This window comes from Methylobacterium brachiatum (genome assembly GCF_900113845.1).
GTDB lineage: Bacteria > Pseudomonadota > Alphaproteobacteria > Rhizobiales > Beijerinckiaceae > Methylobacterium > Methylobacterium brachiatum.
This window is the reverse complement of record NZ_FOQW01000007.1, coordinates 250,755-267,556: the sequence shown is the minus strand read 5'-3', so window position 1 is coordinate 267,556 and position 16,802 is coordinate 250,755. Positions and strand designations below refer to the sequence as shown.

At 69.0% G+C, this 16,802-nt stretch carries 12 protein-coding genes; 7 read left to right on the top strand and 5 right to left on the bottom strand.

Annotated elements, in window-relative coordinates:
* The first annotated feature begins 34 nt into the window (after positions 1-34).
* The 5 genes from BMZ47_RS11130 (at position 35) to BMZ47_RS11110 (ending at position 7,494) form a co-directional block, all read left to right on the top strand.
* Complete coding sequence (locus BMZ47_RS11130) at positions 35-3,193, top strand: efflux RND transporter permease subunit (protein ID WP_091861900.1); 3,159 nt, start codon at positions 35-37, stop codon at positions 3,191-3,193.
* 112 nt (positions 3,194-3,305) lie between these two features.
* Positions 3,306-4,442, top strand: coding sequence for a CaiB/BaiF CoA transferase family protein (locus BMZ47_RS11125; protein WP_091861897.1), 1,137 nt, complete (start codon positions 3,306-3,308; stop codon positions 4,440-4,442).
* Between the two features lie 313 nt (positions 4,443-4,755).
* Positions 4,756-5,505 (top strand): glucose 1-dehydrogenase, encoded by a 750-nt coding sequence (locus BMZ47_RS11120; protein ID WP_091861894.1) that lies wholly within the window; start codon positions 4,756-4,758, stop codon positions 5,503-5,505.
* A gap of 8 nt (positions 5,506-5,513) precedes the next feature.
* Positions 5,514-6,662, top strand: a complete 1,149-nt coding sequence (locus tag BMZ47_RS11115; RefSeq protein WP_091861891.1) for an acyl-CoA dehydrogenase family protein — start codon at positions 5,514-5,516, stop codon at positions 6,660-6,662.
* A gap of 1 nt (position 6,663) precedes the next feature.
* On the top strand, positions 6,664-7,494 hold the full coding sequence (locus tag BMZ47_RS11110; protein ID WP_091861888.1) for an HTD2 family dehydratase: 831 nt from the start codon (positions 6,664-6,666) through the stop codon (positions 7,492-7,494).
* Positions 7,495-7,774: 280 nt separating this feature from the next.
* Here the strand turns inward: BMZ47_RS11110 and BMZ47_RS11105 are convergent, their stop codons facing one another.
* The gene (locus BMZ47_RS11105; protein ID WP_091861885.1) at positions 7,775-8,200 is read right to left on the bottom strand and encodes an organic hydroperoxide resistance protein; all 426 of its coding nucleotides are present in this window, start codon (positions 8,198-8,200) and stop codon (positions 7,775-7,777) included.
* Positions 8,201-8,287: 87 nt separating this feature from the next.
* A complete protein-coding gene (ade, locus tag BMZ47_RS11100; protein WP_091861882.1) occupies positions 8,288-10,009 on the bottom strand; it encodes an adenine deaminase in 1,722 nt (573 codons plus the stop codon).
* A 146-nt stretch (positions 10,010-10,155) separates the two neighbouring features.
* Between ade and ilvD the strand changes: the two genes are divergently transcribed.
* The gene (ilvD, locus tag BMZ47_RS11095) at positions 10,156-11,985 is read left to right on the top strand and encodes a dihydroxy-acid dehydratase (RefSeq protein ID WP_091862093.1); all 1,830 of its coding nucleotides are present in this window, start codon (positions 10,156-10,158) and stop codon (positions 11,983-11,985) included.
* 203 nt (positions 11,986-12,188) lie between these two features.
* Here ilvD and BMZ47_RS11090 read toward each other — a convergent pair whose 3' ends face one another.
* Genes BMZ47_RS11090 through fcl form a run of 3 tightly spaced genes read right to left on the bottom strand, consistent with a single transcriptional unit; the run spans position 12,189 to position 14,916 of the window.
* Positions 12,189-12,866, bottom strand: a complete 678-nt coding sequence (locus tag BMZ47_RS11090; protein ID WP_091861879.1) for a GDSL-type esterase/lipase family protein — start codon at positions 12,864-12,866, stop codon at positions 12,189-12,191.
* A gap of 3 nt (positions 12,867-12,869) precedes the next feature.
* A complete protein-coding gene (locus tag BMZ47_RS11085) occupies positions 12,870-13,901 on the bottom strand; it encodes an SGNH/GDSL hydrolase family protein (RefSeq protein ID WP_091861876.1) in 1,032 nt (343 codons plus the stop codon).
* 43 nt (positions 13,902-13,944) lie between these two features.
* Positions 13,945-14,916, bottom strand: a complete 972-nt coding sequence (gene fcl / locus BMZ47_RS11080; RefSeq protein WP_091861872.1) for a GDP-L-fucose synthase — start codon at positions 14,914-14,916, stop codon at positions 13,945-13,947.
* A gap of 1,050 nt (positions 14,917-15,966) precedes the next feature.
* Here fcl and BMZ47_RS28935 point away from each other — a divergent pair.
* Complete coding sequence (locus BMZ47_RS28935) at positions 15,967-16,800, top strand: hypothetical protein (RefSeq protein WP_244536791.1); 834 nt, start codon at positions 15,967-15,969, stop codon at positions 16,798-16,800.
* The last annotated feature ends 2 nt before the right edge of the window (positions 16,801-16,802 follow it).

The following is a 16,802-nucleotide window of genomic DNA, read 5'->3' as shown; positions in this document are numbered from 1 at the left end:
CCGGGGCGGCCGCGATGCCGCGTGAGGGGCTGCAATGAAGGCTGGCATCTCGGCGCCCTTCATCCGTTTCCCGGTGGCGACCACGCTGATCATGGTCGGCATCCTGTTCCTCGGGATGGTGGCCTATCCGCTGCTCGGCGTGGCGCCGCTGCCCCAGGTGGATTTCCCGACGATCCAGGTCACCGCGCAATTGCCCGGCGCCAGCCCGGAGACCATGGCCTCCTCGGTGGCCCAGCCCCTGGAGCGGCAATTCTCGCAGATCCCGGGCGTCGCCCAGATGACCTCGACCAGCTCGCTGGGGATCTCGACGGTCACGGTCCAGTTCGACCTCAACCGCAACATCGACGGCGCGGCCAGTGACATCCAGGCGGCGATCAACGCCGCGAGTGGCCAGCTACCGAAGAACCTGCCAAGCCCGCCGACCTACCGCAAGGTGAACCCGGCCGATTCGCCGATCCTGCTGCTCTCGGCCACCTCCGACAGCATGCCGCTGATCGAGGTGGACGACGCGGTGGACGTGCAGCTCGCCCAGCGCATCAGCCAGATCTCGGGCGTCGCGCAGGTGTTCATCGGCGGCCAGCAGAAGCCCGCGGTGCGGATTCAAGTCGATCCGGCCAAGCTGGTGGCCAAGGGCCTGTCGCTCGAGGATATCCGCGCGCCGCTGTCGCTCACCACGGTGAACAACCCGAAGGGCAGCATCGACGGGACGAGCCACAGCTACACGATCTACGCCAACGACCAGCTCACCACGGCGCAGAACTGGAACGACGTGATCGTCGCCTATCGCGACGGCGCCCCCTTGCGGGTGCGCGACATCGGCACCGCAATCGCCGGCCCGGAGGACACCAAGCAGGCGGGCTGGACCAACGGCCAGCGCGGCGTGTTCCTGGTGATCTTCAAGCAGCCCGGCGCCAACGTCATCGACACGGTGGACAGCATCAAGGCGCAGCTGCCGCGCCTGACCGCGACCCTGCCGGCCGGCATCAAGATCGGCATCCTCAGCGACCGCACCCAGACGATCCGCGCCTCCGTGGAGGACGTGCAGTTCACCCTGCTGATCACCATCGTGCTGGTGGTCGCGGTGATCTTTGTCTTCCTGCGCAGCTTCTGGGCGACCGTGATCCCGAGCGTGACCGTGCCGCTCGCTTTGCTCGGGGCCTGCGCGCTGATGTGGCTCGCCGGCTATACCCTCGACAACCTGTCCCTGATGGCGCTGACCATCTCTGTGGGCTTCGTGGTCGACGACGCCATCGTCGTGCTGGAGAATATAAGCCGCTACGTCGAGGAGGGGATGCGGCCCATGGAGGCCGCGTTCAAGGGCGCGGGTGAGATCGGCTTCACCATCGTGTCGATCTCGGTGTCGCTGATCGCCGTGCTGATCCCGCTGCTGCTGATGGGCGGCATCATCGGCCGCCTGTTCCGGGAATTCGCTGTCGTCCTGTCGATGACCATCGCGGTCTCGGCCTTCGTGGCGCTGACGCTCACGCCGATGATGGCGGCGCGCCTGCTCAAGCCCCACGGCACCGGCCATCACGGCCGCCTGTACCGGGCGAGCGAGGCGGTGTTCGACGGGCTGCTGTCGTCCTACGCGAAGGGTCTCGACCTCGCCCTGCGCTTCCGGTTCATCACGCTGCTGACCTTCTTCGCGACGCTCGCGCTGACGATCCACCTGTTCATCGTCATCCCGAAGGGCTTCTTCCCGCAGCAGGACACCGGCTTCATGATCGGCGTCACCGAGGCGGGGCAGGACATCTCGTTCTCGGCGATGAAGACCCTTCAGGAGAAGGTCGGCGCCATCGTCCAGGCCGATCCGGACGTGGCGACGGTGGGCATGTCGCTCGGCGGCAACGGCCAGGCGCTGAATTCCGGGCGCATGTACATCACGCTCAAGCCCCGCGAGGAGCGCGAGGCCGACGCGTTCCAGATCATCGGCCGCCTGCGCCCGAAGCTGGAGCGGGTCGAGGGGATCCGCACCTACATCCAGGCGACGCAGGATGTGCGCACCGGCGGCCGGACCTCCCGGACGCAGTTCGAATACACCCTGCAGGACCCGGATCTCGCCGAGCTGAACGCCTGGGCGCCGCGCATCCTCGACACAATGAAGACCCTGCCGGAGCTGCGCGACGTCGCCACCGACCAGCAAAACCGCGGCACCACCCTGACGCTCGCGATCGACCGCGATGCCGCCTCCCGCTACGGCATCACGCCCCAGCTCATCGACGACACGCTGTATGACGCCTTCGGCCAGCGGCAGATCGCCCAGTACTTCACGCAGCTCAACAGCTACCACGTGATCCTGGAAGTGCTCCCGGCCCTGCAGGGTTCTGTCGAGAGCCTCGACAAGATCTACATCAAGGCCCCGATCGGCGGCGGGCAGGTGCCGCTCGCGGCCTTCGCGCGCTGGACCACCGACCCGGTGGCGGCGCTGGCGGTCAACCACCAGGGCCAGTTCCCGGCGGTGACGATCAGCTTCAACCTCGGCCCCAACGTCGCGCTGGGCCAGGCGACCGAGGCGATCGGCCGGGCGATGAAGGAACTCGCGGTGCCGCCCACGGTGGTCACCGGCTTCCAGGGCACCGCGCAGGCGTTCCAGCAATCGCTCTCGACGGTGCCGCTGCTGATCCTGGCCGCGCTGTTCGTGGTCTACCTGATCCTCGGCATCCTCTACGAGAGCTTCATCCACCCGATCACGATCCTCTCGACCCTGCCCTCGGCCGGTGTCGGCGCCCTGGCGGTGCTGATGTGGGCGGGGTTCGATTTCAGCCTGATCGCGCTGATCGGCATCATTCTGTTGATCGGCATCGTAAAGAAGAACGGCATCATGCTGATCGACTTCGCCATCGTGGCCGAGCGCGAGGAGGGGCTTGACCCGGAGGCGGCGATCCGCAAGGCGGCCCTGCTCCGGTTCCGCCCGATCCTGATGACCACCATGGCGGCTCTGCTCGGCGGCATCCCGCTGATGCTCGCCACCGGCACCGGTTCCGAGATCCGGCAGCCGCTGGGCTACGCCATGGTCGGCGGCCTCGCGGTGAGCCAGATCCTCACCCTGTTCACGACGCCGGTGATCTACGTCTACCTCGACCGGCTGGCGCACCGCTTCTCCTTCCGCGACAAGCCTGAGGCGGTGGACGCGCTGCTGGCCGAGCCGGGTCCGGAAGCCCACGGACAGCAGACCTTGCGGGCCGCCGAGTAGGGGCGGTTCGACGCCGGATGTCAGCCGTACCCGCTTGGCGCGGCGCCCGGCCGACCCAGTTTCCCCGCTCCGGTCCCGCCCAGCGGGGCGTTCGGGATGCTGAGGAACCGGGATGCGCGTGAACCGGCCGTTGCAGGGGCTGACCGTTCTCGCCCTGGAGCAGGCGGTCGCCGCGCCCTACTGCACCTCTCGGCTGGCCGATGCCGGCGCCCGGGTCATCAAGATCGAGCGGCCGGAGGGGGATTTCGCCCGCGGCTACGATTCCGCCGTCAACGGGCTGGCGAGCTACTTCGTCTGGCTCAACCGCGGCAAGGAAAGCCTGGTCGCCGACATCAAGGACCCGGACGATGCTCGGCTGCTGCACGCCATCCTCGAGGAGGCCGACGTGTTCGTGCAGAACCTCGCCCCGGGCGCGGCCGCCCGCGCCGGCTTCGGCTCGGGGGACCTGCGGACGCGCTACCCGCGCCTGATCACGGTCGATATCTCGGGCTACGGTGCAGGCAACGCCTACAGCGACATGAAAGCCTACGATCTGCTGGTGCAGGCCGAGAGCGGCATGGCCGGCATCACCGGACACCCGGCCGGCCCGGGCCGCGTCGGCGTCTCGGTCTGCGATATCGCCTGCGGGATGAACGCCCATGCGGCTGTGCTGGAGGGGCTGATCGCCCGTTCCATCTCCGGCGAAGGCTGCGCCCTGGAGGTCAGCCTATTCAGCGGCGCGGCCGACTGGATGAACGTGCCGCTCCTCTACTTCGAGGGCACCGGCCGGGAGCCGAAGCGGGTTGGCCTGGCCCATCCGTCGATCTCGCCCTACGGCGCCTATCCGACTGCCGACGGCAGCCTCGTGCTGATCTCGATCCAGAACGAGCGCGAATGGGCGCGCTTCTGCGATTCGGTCCTGGGTGAGCCGGATCTCGCCCGGGCGGATAATTTCGCGTCGAACAACGACCGGGTGGCCAACCGCGCCGAGGTCGATTTGCGGGTCGGCGCCGCCTTGGTGCGGCTGAGCCGCGGCGAGGCCGCCGCCCGGCTCAAGGCCGCCGGCACCGCCTACGGCTTCGTCAATACCCTGGCCGACCTCGCCACCCATCCGGCCCTGGTCCGCGCTGAGGTCGAGACTTCGGCGGGGACGGCCCGCATCGTCGCACCGCCGGTCCTGATCGACGGCGAGGTCCGCACGCTCGGCCGGGTGCCGGATATCGGCGAGCACAGCGCGCGGATCTGCCGGGAGTTCGGGGCTCGGGAGTGAGGGCAATAGCGTCCCGAGGATGTTTCCCGTCTCAGCTTCGGCGTTCTGCCGCCGTCCAAACACCCGTCTTGTCATCACGGGGCCGCGCAGCGGAGCCCGGGATCGATAAACACCGACAGCTTATGGTTCTGCACAGGCGGCGGCTCTGGATTCCGGGTTCGCCTGCGGCGCCCCGGAATGACACCGTGCCTTATAGGCCTGACGTTGCGATGCCGACTGATCGATCTATCTGTCGTGGATGGTCTTACAGGTCATATCGACTGATCTTGTCTGGCGTTGTTCATCAATTGAAACAAAAATTCGGGAGGAAGCCATGAGACTCGACGGAAAGATCGCGCTCGTGACGGGCGCCGGGAGCGGGTTCGGCGCGGGTATCGCCGAGCGGTTCGCCACCGAGGGGGCGCGGGTCGCCTGCGTAGATATCGACCGGGCGGCGGCCGAGCGGGTTGCTGCGGGCATCGGTCCGAACGCCATCGCGATCGCCGCGGATGTCGGGTCGGCCGCCGATGTCGAGGCCAGCGTCGCCGAGACCCGGGAGCGGTTCGGCATCCCGAACATCCTCGTCAACAATGCCGGCACCACGCACCGCAACAAGCCGCTGCTGGAGGTGACCGAGGGCGAGTTCGACCGGGTGTTCCGGGTGAACGTGAAGTCGATCTTCCACTACGTCCGGACGATTGCCCCGCTGATGCGTGACCAGGGCGGGGGCGTGATCCTCAATGTCAGCTCGACGGCGGCGCTCCGGCCGCGCCCGGGGCTGACCTGGTACAACGCCTCCAAGGGGGCGGCGAGCCTCGCCTCGAAGTCGCTGGCCCTCGAACTGGCGCCCTGGAAGATCCGGGTGAACGCGCTCTGCCCGGTGATGGGCGCGACCGCCCTGCTCGAGCATTTCATGGGCGTGCCCGACACGCCGGAGAACCGGGAGAGATTCATCGCGACGATCCCCCTCGGGCGGATGTCGCGGGCCGAGGACATCGCCGCCGCGGCGCTGTTCCTGGCCTCCGACGAGGCCGAATTCATCACCGGCGTCGACCTGCCGGTCGATGGCGGCCGCACGGCCTGAGGCGCGCGATGGAAGCCTATACCGAGATCCGCGAGGCGGTCGCCAAACTTTGCGCCGGGTTCCCCGGCCCGTACTGGCGGGCGCTCGACCGGGAGATGGCCTACCCGACCGAGTTCGTGAACGCGCTCACCGCGAGCGGATACCTCTCCGTCCTGATCCCGGAGGAATATGGCGGCTCCGGCCTGCCGCTCTCGGCCGCCGCCGCGATCCTGGAGGAGGTCCAGCGGGCGGGCTGCAACGGCGGGGCCTGCCACGCGCAGATGTACACGATGGGCACGCTGCTCCGGCACGGTTCGGAGGCCCAGAAGGCCGCCTACCTGCCGGCCATCGCCGAGGGCCGCCTGCGCCTCCAGGCCTTCGGGGTGACCGAGCCGACCTCCGGCACCGATACCGGCAGCCTGAAGACCACCGCCCGGCGCGAGGGCGACCAGTACGTCGTCAACGGCCAGAAGATCTGGACCAGTCGCGCCGAGCATTCGGACCTGATGCTGCTCCTGGCCCGCACGACGCCCAGGGCCGAGGGCATGAAGCGCACCGACGGCCTGTCGGTGCTGCTCGTGGACATGCGGGAGGCGATCGGTAACGGCCTGACCATCCGGCCGATCCGCACCATGATGAACCACGCCACCACCGAGGTGTTCTTCGACAACCTCCGCGTCCCGGCCGCGAACCTGATCGGCGAGGAGGGTAGGGGCTTCCGCTACATCCTGTCCGGCATGAATGCCGAGCGCATCCTGATCGCCGCGGAATGCGTCGGCGACGCCAAGTGGTTCATCGACAAGGCGAGGGCCTACGCGTCGGACCGCTCAGTGTTCGGCCGGCCGATCGGCGCCAACCAGGGCGTGCAATTCCCGATCGCCAAAGCCTACGCCAACATGCGCGCCGCCGAGCTGATGGTCCGCGAGGCGCTGACCCTTTACGAATCCGGCGCCAATCCGGGCGCGGAGGCCAACATGGCCAAGATGCTCGCCGCCGACGCTTCGTTCGAGGCGGCCAATGCCTGCATCCAGACCCATGGCGGGTTCGGCTTCGCCGAGGAATACGACATCGAGCGCAAGTTCCGCGAGACGCGGCTCTATCAGGTCGCGCCGATCTCCACGAACCTGATCCTCGCCTACCTGTCCGAGCACGTCCTCGGCCTGCCGCGGTCGTACTGACATGACCGAGCTCACCGACTGGATCGGCCGCAGCCGCGAGACCTCGGACTTCGTCACGCCGCGTCTCTTGGCCGAGTTCCGCGCGACCTTCGCGCCGCATCTCGCGCCGAGCCCCGGGGGCACGGCGCCGCCGGCCCTGCACTGGTGCCTCGCCCCGGAGACGCCGCCCGCCGACGCCCTCGGGCCGGACGGCCACGCCGCCAAGGGTGGGTTCCTGCCGCCGGTGCCGCTGCCGCGACGGATGTGGGCCGGGGGGCAGGTCGAGACCCTGTCGGAGTTGCGCGAGGGCGACCTCGTCACCCGCACCGAGACCGTGCGCGACGTGGCCTTCAAGGAGGGGCGCAGCGGCCGGCTCTGCTTCGTCACCGTCGAGCACGCGGTTGCCACGGCGTGCGGGCCGGCGATCCGGGAACGGCAGGACATCGTCTACCGGGAGGCCGCCGGGGCGCAGAGCGGCGCGGGGTCGGTGGCCGAGCGCGACGACGCGGCCGGCTACGAGCAGGTCTGGGCCGTGCCGGCGACGCCGACGCTGCTGTTCCGCTACTCGGCCATGACCTTCAACGGCCACCGATTCCACTACGACCAGCCCTACGCGACCCAGGTGGAGGGCTACGCCGACCTCGTGGTTCACGGCCCGATCCAGGCGACGTTGCTGATGAACCTCGCCGCGACCCTGCAGGGGCAGGTGCCGCGGCGCTTCACGTATCGCGGCGTCTCGCCGATGACCGCCAACCAGATCTTTCGGGTCTGCGGGCGGCGGACAGGGGAGGGGTTCGAGGGCGTGACCCTGGATGAAGCCGGCCATGTCTGCATGCGAGCGCAGGCGGCTTGAAAGCTTTTCTGACCGTCCACTTTTGGGGACGAATCGCGTCGTCACCGCGAGCGTCGCGAAGCGACCCAGTGCAGCGCGCGCTCTCAGACGGTAGTGCCTTCCTCGGTTGCTTCGCTGCGCTCGCAATGACGGGAAGGGCGCTGCCGACCCAAAGATAACCCACTCACGACCTCATCCTGAGGTAGCGCCGCCTGGCGGCGCCCTCGAAGGAGGGCTCCTTCGAGGCGCGCGCTTCAGGATGAAGAGGGAGGGTTGGAGAAGGGCCGAAAGACGGCCCGGCTCAGGCGAGCTTCAGGCCGACATCGACGTTGCCGCGGGTGGCGTTCGAGTACGGGCAGACCTGGTGGGCGGCGTCCACGAGCTTCTGCGCGTCGGCGCGGTCGAGGCCCGGAAGGCTGATCGTCAGGTCGGCGGTGATGCCGAAGCCGCCCTCGGAGCGCGGGCCGATGCCAACATCGGCGGTCACGCTGGTGTCGGCCGGAACCTTCAGCTGCAGCGAGGGGGCGACCGCCTTCATGGCACCCAGGAAGCAGGCCGAGTAGCCGGAGGCGAAGAGCTGCTCCGGGTTCGCGCCCGGGCCGCCGGCGCCGCCGAGCTCCTTCGGGGTCGCGAGCTTCACCTCGAAGCTGCCGTCAGCGGTCTTGGCAGCGCCATCGCGGCCACCGGTGGCCGTCGCGGTGGTGCGGTACTTCACGTCTACGGACATGGCGATCTCCGGTTACAGGAAGAGAGTCGGCATCTAGGGCCGGCGCAACCAACGCATAGTCCCGAAATAGATTGTGCGCAATCTATTTCATGGGTCGATCAGCGCAAAACGGTCGACATCCACAAGGCCCTTGTCGGTGATCTTCAGGTGCGGGATCACCGGCAGCGGCAGGAACGCCACCTGCAGGAACGGCTCGGGCAGGACCACGCCGAGGCCCCGCGCCGCCGCCCGCAGGGTCACGAGCGCGGCGCGGATCGAATCGAACGGCAGCAGGCTCATCAGCCCGGCGACCGGCAGGGCGATCTCGGCGAGCACCCGGCCGCCCTCGACCACGACGAAGCCGCCCTCGATCTCGCCGAGCCGGTTCACCGCCACGGCCATGTCGGCATCGTCGGCTCCGACCACGGTGACGTTGTGGCTGTCATGCCCGACCGAGGAGGCGATCGCCCCGCGCTTGAGGCCGAACCCCTTCACGAAGGCGACGCCGATGCCGCGCTCGCCCGGCGGGGTCTTCCCGTGGCGCTCGACCACCGCGACCTTGATCACGTCCTGGTCGAGGTCGATCCGGCGCTCGCCGTTCGCATAGGGCAGCGACAGGTCGTGCCGCAGGGTGATGATCTTGCCCGGCATCACGCCGATCACCGGCGTCGACGGCCCGGAGCCGGGGGCCGCGAAATCGGCCGCCGTCACCCGGCGCGCCCGCAGGCTGCTCCGGCCGATCGGCTGGATGGCCGGCCGATTCGCGAACAACGCATCCTCCACGAGCCGCCCGGCGCTGAACACCTGCGCGACCCGGCACTCCAAAAGATCGTCGAGCACGACGAGGTCGGCGCGCTGGCCCGGCGCCACGAGGCCGCGATCGTGCAGCCCGATCGCCCGGGCCGCCGACCACGACGCTGTCCGGTAGGCCGCCAGCGGCGGCGCGCCCAGCGCGATCGCCGTGCGGATGACGTAGTCGAGATGCCCCTCCTCGGCGATGTCGAGGGGGTTCCGGTCGTCGGTGCAGAAGGCCAGGAACGGCGCCGTGCGCTCGGTCAGGATCGGCGCCAGGGCGTGCAGGTCCTTGGAGACCGAGCCCTCGCGGATCAGCACGGTCATGCCCTTCGAGAGCTTCTCCATCGCCTCTTCGGGCGTGGTCGCCTCGTGCTCGGTGCGGATACCGGCCGCGATGTAGCCGTTAAGCGCGGTGCCGCGCAGCAGCGGCGCGTGGCCGTCGATCAGGTGGCCCTGGAACGCCGCGAGTTTTTCCAGAGCGCCCGGGTCCCCGGCGAGCACGCCCGGAAAGTTCATGAATTCGGCGAGCCCGATCACCTTCGGATGGTCGGCGAAGGGCAGCAGGTCCGCTGCGCCGATCCGCGCGCCCGAGGTCTCGAGGTGGTCGGTGGCCGGCACGCAGGAGGAGAGCTGGACCCGCAAATCCATCGCCAGGGTCTCGGACGAGGCCAGGAACCACCGGAAGGCGTCGGTGCCGAGCACGTTGGCCATCTCGTGCGGGTCGCACAGACCGGTGGTGACGCCGTGGGGTAGGACGCAGCGCTCGAATTCCTGCGGCGGCATCAGTGACGATTCGACGTGGAAGTGGGTGTCGATGAAGCCTGGCACCACGACCTTGCCGGACACGTCCACCTCGCGCCGGCCGCGATAGCGGCCGAAGGTGCCGACGATCCGGTCGCCGCAGATGGCGATGTCGGAGGCGATGAGGTCGCCGGTGACGAGGTCGAGGAAGCGCCCGCCCTTGAGGACGAGATCCGCCTCGGTCCGGCCCTGACCCTGGTCGATGGCCCGCCGCAGGAAATCCACTCGGTTCATCCTACGATTCGCCTCTCTCGCGTCCCGGTATCCGCCGGGAGCATGACACGGTCGCACCCGCTTGCGCGACGCTTGCAGCGGCGGCGCGGCGGGCGCAGAAGCCCCTACCTTTGAAAGATTCGCTTCTGAACCGATTGAACCGCGCGATGCCTGCCTATCGTTCCCGCACCACGACCCATGGCCGCAACATGGCCGGCGCCCGCGGCCTCTGGCGCGCCACCGGCATGAAGGACGGCGATTTCGGCAAGCCGATCATCGCCGTGGTCAACTCGTTCACCCAGTTCGTGCCCGGTCACGTCCATCTGAAGGATCTCGGCCAGTTGGTGGCCCGGGAGATCGAGAAGGCCGGGGGCGTCGCCAAGGAGTTCAACACCATCGCGGTCGATGACGGCATCGCGATGGGCCATGACGGCATGCTCTACTCGCTGCCCTCCCGGGAGCTGATCGCCGATTCCGTCGAGTACATGGTCAACGCGCATTGCGCCGACGCGATGGTGTGCATCTCGAATTGCGACAAGATCACCCCCGGCATGCTGATGGCCTGCCTGCGGCTGAACATCCCGACGGTGTTCGTCTCGGGCGGCCCGATGGAGGCCGGCAAGGTCCAGCTGCCCGGCATCGCCAAGAAGGTCGATCTGGTCGACGCGATGATCGCGGCCGCCGACGACCGGATCTCGGACGCCGATGTCGAGGTGATCGAGCGCTCGGCCTGCCCGACCTGCGGCTCCTGCTCGGGCATGTTCACCGCGAATTCGATGAACTGCCTGACCGAAGCCCTCGGGCTGGCGCTGCCGGGCAACGGCTCAGTGCTGGCGACCCATGCCGACCGCAAGCGCCTGTTCGTCGAGGCCGGCCACCTGATCGTGGACCTCGCCCGCCGCCACTACGAGCAGGACGATGCGAGCGTGCTGCCCCGCGCGGTGGCGAGCTTCACGGCCTTCGAGAACGCCATGACGCTCGACATCGCCATGGGCGGTTCGACCAACACGGTGCTGCACCTGCTGGCCGCCGCCCACGAGGGCGAGGTGCCGTTCACCATGGCCGATATCGACCGGCTGTCCCGGCGGGTGCCGGTCCTGTGCAAGGTCGCTCCGGCGGTGGCCAACGTCCACATGGAGGATGTCCATCGGGCCGGCGGGATCATGGGCATCCTGGGCGAGCTCGACCGGGCCGGGCTGATCGACACGGGGACCGGCAACGTCGCTGCCGGGACGCTTCGTGAAGCGCTCGCTCGCTGGGACGTGCGCAGATCGACCAGTGCCTCGGTCCAAAACTTCTACCGCGCCGCGCCCGGCGGCGTGCCGACCCAGGTGGCGTTCAGCCAGGAATCCCGCTTCGACGAACTCGATCTCGACCGGGAGGGCGGGGTGATCCGCGACGCCGCCCATGCCTATTCGCAGGATGGCGGCTTGGCGGTGCTCTACGGCAACCTCGCCGAGCAGGGCTGCATCGTGAAGACCGCGGGCGTGGACGCCTCGATCCTCACCTTCGAGGGACGGGCCCAAGTGTTCGAGAGCCAGGACGCGGCGGTGGACGGCATCCTCAACGGCAAGGTCACGGCCGGCGAGGTCGTGCTGATCCGCTACGAGGGCCCGCGCGGCGGCCCCGGCATGCAGGAGATGCTCTATCCGACGAGCTACCTGAAATCGAAGGGCCTCGGCAAAGCCTGCGCGCTGGTCACCGACGGGCGCTTTTCCGGCGGCTCCTCCGGCCTGTCGATCGGCCACGTCTCTCCCGAAGCCGCGGAGGGCGGCCTGATCGGTCTCGTGCGCGACGGCGACACCATCGCCATCGACATCCCGGCCCGCAGCATCCGCCTCGACGTCGAGCCCGCCGAGCTGGAGCGGCGGCGCGCCGAGCAGGATTCCGCCGGATGGCAGCCGGCGAGCCCGCGCAAGCGCAAGGTCAGCACGGCGCTGCGCGCCTACGCGATGCTGACCACCAGCGCGGCCCACGGGGCGGTGCGACGGGTGTGATTGCGCCTGTTGCGGGTCGGGCTGGTGGATGCTCGACCCTAGCCCGCTGCGATCTGCGATCAGGGGGTTGTGTGGCCTGCACTGTCATTGCGAGCGGAGCGAAGCAACCTAGGGCGGCTCTAGGCTGCTGATGATAGCGTCGCACTGGGTCGCTTCGCTACGCTCGCGATGACGGTGCGGGACAATCAGTGCACGGTTGGTTGTCAGCGGAGGGTCAGCAGGAGGGCGAAGCCGGCGACCACCAAAACGGTCGCTGCCAAGGCGGCGGCGAGGCGTCGTCCTCCGAATCTCGGTGGCGCCGCAGCGGTGAAGTCCTGAGCGGGCGCTGCCACCCGCCCCAGAGCCGCCAGCATCAGCGGCTCGATCGCCTTGTAGCCGGCCGGGCTGAGATGCAGGCCGTCCGTGGTGTAGGCCCGGCGTAGCGCCCCGGATTCGTCGGCCAGCACCGCGTGATAGTCGATGAAGGTCGCGCCGTGCTCGTGGGCGTGGTCCCGCAGCCACGCGTTCACGGCGGCGATCATGGCCGGGGCGTCCGGGACCTCCGGGTTCCAGGGGATCCGGGCGGCCGGCATGATCGAGCCGACCCAGGCTTTCACGCCCATCGCCCGGGCCTCGTCGAGCATGCCGGCCAGCGCCCGTGCGATCTCGTCGGCGGGGACGAAGAAGCCCTCGTTGCGACCGATATCGTTGACCCCACACAGGAGATGAACCCCCTGCGCGCCGGTCTCCTCGAGGTCGCGGCGGAACCGCATGGTGATCCAGCGCGCCGTCTGGCCGGACCCGCCCCGCGGGATCAGGCCGTGGGCCGCGAAGGTCGCCGCGCGGTGGAAGCCCCAGGCCTCGGTGATCGAGTCCCCGATGAACACGATCGGCGTCGCCACGGCCTATACCTCGGACGGAAGGCCGAGCACGTCCGCGACCTCCGCGGCCAAGCGGTCGGCCATCATCTGGCGGCCCTCGGAGGTGACGTGCACGATGTCGGTGAACAGGAAGCGGCTGTCGGCTTCGAAGATCCGGCTGAGGTCCCGTGTCGTGAACAATCCCTGCGTCAGGCCATCGGCCTGGAGCCGGCCGAGCACCTGCTCGATCCGGGTGTATTGTCGGTCGAGATAGGCGAGGAATTCCCCCGAGGCGGCGCTCTGCTCGTCACCGATCCGCTCGGTCTTGCGGACGACCGCCGGCTGCAGGAGGAACCGCACCGGCGCGCCGATGCCGCCGGAGAGGCGGGCGAGGCGCTTCAGCGCCAGCTCGAACTGACGCACCACCTCCCATTCCCAGATGTCCGACTGCCAGTTCGTCAGCACCCGCAGGTTGTCGAGCCGGCCGAAGATCAGCGCGTGCAGGCTGTCGTAGGACAGATCCTCGGCCTCCGCATTCACCTTCGTCGTGTTGAAGAAGTAGTCGTACAGGGTTTCCTGGGCGAAGTGATTGTACGGATAGCCGGCACGCGGATCGAAGCTCCACGGCTGGAAGATGTCCGTGGCGCCGCCCAGCACGAAGATCACGTCCGGCTGAAGGTCCATCAGCCGGGTGGTGATCAGCGCGATCATCTGGTTCAGGCAGGCCGAGGTCGCGCCGAAATTGTAGACGCGTGCGCCCTCGCCGTGGAGGCGCTTCAGCCCGGTCTCCAGGCGGCCCGGGATGGTGTCGGCGAAGACCTGGCCGTCGACCAGCGTGCTGTCGCCGACCACGAAGACGCGCAGGGTCTCGGAGGCGGGGCGCGCCTCGGGATGGCTGTCGTTCCGGTAGCCGAGCGCGTCGTAGCGCCAGCCCTGTCCCGCCGCCGACGCGAGCGGCTTGCCGGCGAACTGGGTGTAGGGCGCCGGGAAGCGGATGTTCGAATCGAACGTGTGGAAGTCGCGCAGGAACTTGCGCCGTCGCGCCTGCTCGGCTTCGTCAGAGGCCCGCGGGGCCATGCTGGTTCTCCTGCCCGATTGGGATGTCGCGCCGCGGCCGTGATCAGCCGCGCAGCGTCGCGTGGTTCTCGAGGAACCAGCCATAGGTCTGGCGCAGCCCCTGTTCCAGGCCGATCTCCGGCTGCCAGCCCATACTGCGCAGGCGCGACACGTCCATCAGCTTGCGCGGCGTCCCGTCGGGCTTGGTCGCGTCGAACTCGAGCCGGCCCTCGTAGCCGATCACCCGCGCCAGGGCCTCGGCCAGCTCGCGGATGGTGCAATCCGCGCCGGTGCCGACATTGATGTGCGACAGGTCCGGCCGGGTGTTGGCGGCGTAGACCGCGTCGTCCAGCTCCATCACGAACACGCTGGCACGGGCCATGTCGTCGACATGCAGGAACTCGCGCATCGCCCGACCCGTGCCCCAGACCGTGACGGAGGGACGGCCCTCCTGCCTCGCCTCGTGCAGGCGCCGCATCAGCGCCGGCAGGACGTGGGCGTTCTGCGGGTGGAAGTTGTCGTTGGGCCCGTACAGGTTGGTCGGCATCACGCTGCGGTAGCGCCGGCCGTACTGCCGGTTGTAGCTCTCGCACATCTTGATTCCGGCGATTTTGGCGATCGCGTAGGGCTCGTTGGTCGGCTCCAGCAGCCCGGTCAGCAGCGCGTCCTCGCGCATCGGCTGCTCCGCGTGCTTCGGGTAGATGCAGGAGGAGCCCAGGAACAGCAGCCGGTCGACATCGCTCGTGTGTGCGGCGTGGATGAGGTTCGACTGGATCAGCAGGTTCTCGTGGATGAACTCGGCCGGGTAGGTGTTGTTGGCGTGGATGCCGCCGACCTTGGCGGCAGCGAGGTAGACCTGGTCGATCCGGTTCTGGGCGAAGAAGGCCCGGACCGCGGCCTGATCGAGCAGATCCAACGCCTGCCGGTCCGCCGTGAGGATCCGCCCGTAGCCCAGCTCGCGCAGCCGGCGCACGATCGCCGATCCCACCATCCCGCGGTGCCCCGCAACGAAGATGGTCCTGTCCCGCCCGTCCATCACGCGTCCATTCTCTCCGGCCAGCGCTCGCTCGGCCCCTATACCCCCGGTCGGAGCCGATATCGCTGCGAAAAGGCGGGTTTTCTGAGGCGGGCGGACCCGCCGCCGCAGCGCGGCAGGGGATGCCGCGCGAGACGCGAAATTGCGATTACAAATACAACCGAAAGTTGGTGTTAAGCATTCTACCAGAAGCTGTGTCTGTACCAGCCTAGCGCCCGCCGGACTTCAGGACCGCGGCGGGATCTGCAGGGCCGCACGGCAATGGAGTCTCAGATGCGTAAACTGACCGACGCCCTAGCGGGGCAGCGGATCTCGAATGCTGCCCTGCGCCGGCCGGCCGGCGGCATCGCGCCCCTTCTCGCCAGCACTCTGTTCGCACTTCCGATGGTTGCGCCGGCACAAGCACAACTTCTCCGAGGCGCCCTCGATACAACCGCAGGCGGTATTCTGGGAACCGGGATCTCAGTCGGCACCACCAATCCCGGGACGGGCATCCTCGGCACCGGCCTGAACGTCGGTACCTCCAGTGGCGGCGTCCTCGGGACCGGCGTGACGGTTGGCACCACGAATCTTGGTACCGGTGTCCTCGGTACCGGCTTGAACGTCGGTACCACCAGCGGCGGAATTCTCGGGACAGGCGTTTTGGTCGGGACGACTGGTCCAGGCGATGGACTGCTCGGGACCGGACTCGTCCTCGGCACGGCGGGCGGTACGGCTGGCGGCGGCGGAGGTACCGTTGGCGGCGGGGGTACCGTTGGGGGCGGCGGGGGCACCGTTGGGGGCGGCGGGGGCACCGTTGGCGGCGGCGGGGGCGCCGTTGGGGGCAGCGGGGGCGGCACCGGCGGCGGCGGTAGCGCTACGGGCGGTGGGACCGGTGGAACCGGCGGCACTTCGATCGTCGGTGGTTCCGGTCCGGGCATCTACATCGTTACCGGCAACGTCACACAGTCCCAGGGCCAGACCATCGTCGCCGATCTGCGGCTTTCCCAACTCTCCAGCGCCACGGGTGTCGCTGCCAACAACACCAGCGGTCAGGCCGCACCGAGCGCCGTGGGGGCCGACGCCCTCGCGGTGGGCTTCGGATCGAGCGCAGCCGGAACGGCCTCGACCGCCGTCGGCACCGGCGCGGCAGCGGTCAATACCGGCAGCGTCGCCGTCGGCTACGCGGCGAGCGCCCAGGGGCTCGGCGGCACGGCGGTCGGCACTGCGTCAGCAGCGTCGGGAGCCGGCAGCACGGCGCTCGGCTTCGTCGCGGGCGCCACGGGCACGGGATCCACGGCGATCGGTGCGGCGGCCTCGGCCGCCGGCAACAACAGCGTGGCGCTCGGCAATGGCGCGGCGGCCAACCAGGCGAACACCATCGCCATCGGCGCCAACGTCAAGACGACCCAGGCCAACCAGGTGGCGATCGGCAATGCCGCCAACACCTACACCCTGGCGGGCGTCGCCTCCCAGGCGAGTGCGGCGGCCCAGAGCGGCGCGACGAACTTCGTGACCACCGACGCCGCCGGCAATCTCGCCGCCTCGGCCTATGGCCCCTCCACCATCGCGGGCCTCGGCAACCGGATCGATTCGGTCCAGTCCCAGGTCAACAACCTGGAGGCCAAGACCGACACGATGCAGCGCTACGCGGTCCAGACCCGCAAGGAAGCCCGCCAGGGCGTGGCCATGGCGATCGCGATGGCGACTGCACCGATGCCGTCAGCCCCCGGCAAGACCACCTGGGCGACCAACGGCGCGACCTATCGCGGGGAATGGGCCGGCGGTGTCGCCGTCGCGCACCGGCTGCCGACTTGCTGCGTCCCGATCGCCGTGACCGCCGGTGTCGCCTATGCCGGCGAGAGCAATGTCGGCGTCCGGGCCGGTCTGGCCGGCGAGTTCTGAGG